Origin of the sequence: Arsukibacterium perlucidum DSM 18276, assembly GCF_000382165.1 — a bacterium.
In the GTDB taxonomy this organism is placed as follows: domain Bacteria; phylum Pseudomonadota; class Gammaproteobacteria; order Enterobacterales; family Alteromonadaceae; genus Alishewanella; species Alishewanella perlucidum.
In genome coordinates this window covers 1-1,337 of the sequence record NZ_KB907779.1, presented here as the reverse complement: position 1 = coordinate 1,337, position 1,337 = coordinate 1, and the positions used below count along the sequence as shown (strand labels likewise).

Annotated in this window: 1 protein-coding gene; it reads right to left on the bottom strand. The window is 48.9% G+C overall.

Annotated elements, in window-relative coordinates; translation table 11 throughout:
* Positions 1-19: 19 nt before the first annotated feature.
* Positions 20-1,225: an IS4 family transposase gene (locus H141_RS0119615; protein WP_019677966.1), complete on the bottom strand. Its 1,206-nt coding sequence runs from the start codon at positions 1,223-1,225 to the stop codon at positions 20-22.
* Positions 1,226-1,337 lie beyond the last annotated feature (112 nt).

Genomic DNA, 1,337 nt, shown 5'->3' with positions numbered 1-1,337 from the left:
CTGAGGGATCCCCACGAATTTAGCTCCAACACAATCCATACTCTGCGGTTTTCCGTTTGAAGTAAAGAACGCCGGATAACCAATGTTTTAAAGTTATCCTAAGTTCGCTTTGATGGATTAGTCTTGCCGCGATGTAACAGTAGCTGAGTACCCGTCGATGTTTGATAGTGTTTGCCTGGAAGCGTTTAGCCAACCCCGCTTGCTCTGCGGCTACACCAATAAAATTCATAGCAAACAACGCTAAAGTACCAATTAATACCAGCACTGCTAATCGTTCGTGGCAGCGCGATTCGTGTAACGACATCCCCAAGCCGAACCGGTTAGATTTTTGGTCACGGAACCCTTCTTCAATCTGCATACGTGATGCGTAGCAGTTCACAACAGCTTGCGCTTGTGCGGCAGAGTCTGTTGGTAGTGAGGTTCCCAGTAGCCATGGCTCACGCGAGGCAGCGGCTGCATCCCTACTGGGCTTATCAAGTCGAGACTGACCGAACCGATTGAGTAGCTTTCGGTTTTTGGCCGGTGCTTTTATCAATACCCAATTGGCTGTTAGCGGATTGCCTCTGGTAAACATGACGTGTTTCAAACATTGTGGTTTGCTCCCGGCCTGAGCATACAGCCCTTTGCAAGGTAGCCAGTTATCGCCGCTATCAAGCGTGTATAGAGTACGGTTGCGGATGCGGCCAACATAATCCCACCCTAAACTCAGAACTTGACGAAACCAAGGTACCCGGAAGCCAGCATCAGTGACAATGATAGGCTTACACTGCTCTGGCAACATGGCTTTGAGGTGTTGAAGAAACGCCAGATGTATCGCCGGCTTTTCTTTCCGGCATAGCGGGTGAACCTGTTCATACAGTGTTATCGAGCGGCCATCAAAAGCTAATGACGCCCGCAACAGGAAGTGACGCCGCCTGGCGTCTAAATCAGACCAATCAACCAGAATAACCGGCCGTGGCAGCGACGAAGCGACAAGTTTAACCAAAGCGCCATAAATCAGCGGCAGTTCACGGTATAAATGTCCGTTAGAGCACAGCCTGTCGGCACGTTTAATCTTATGTTTTTCAAAAGCTTTACCGTGAATTCCACGGCCAAGCTGGGTAATGGTTAGCTTGTTCTGATGCACTGCACTTTTCACACAGGCTTCAAGCGCCTGTCGGCGCTGGCTGTGCATATTGGGCGTGACGGCTTTCACAAAACGGGTTAGCATTTGCAGAACATTCATGGCGTGTCCTTGATAGGTTTGTTTGGCGATAGATCTGATCACCGAACGCCATGAATGTTCCTTCTGAATTCATCTTTTTGTTTTAGCTAACAATTTTGTGGGGATACCTCAG

What these genes read in the sequence shown, in the direction of transcription:
- H141_RS0119615 (WP_019677966.1), bottom strand. Translation starts at nt 1,225, where the DNA reads ATGAATGTTCTGCAAATGCTAACCCGTTTTGTGAAAGCCGTCACGCCC.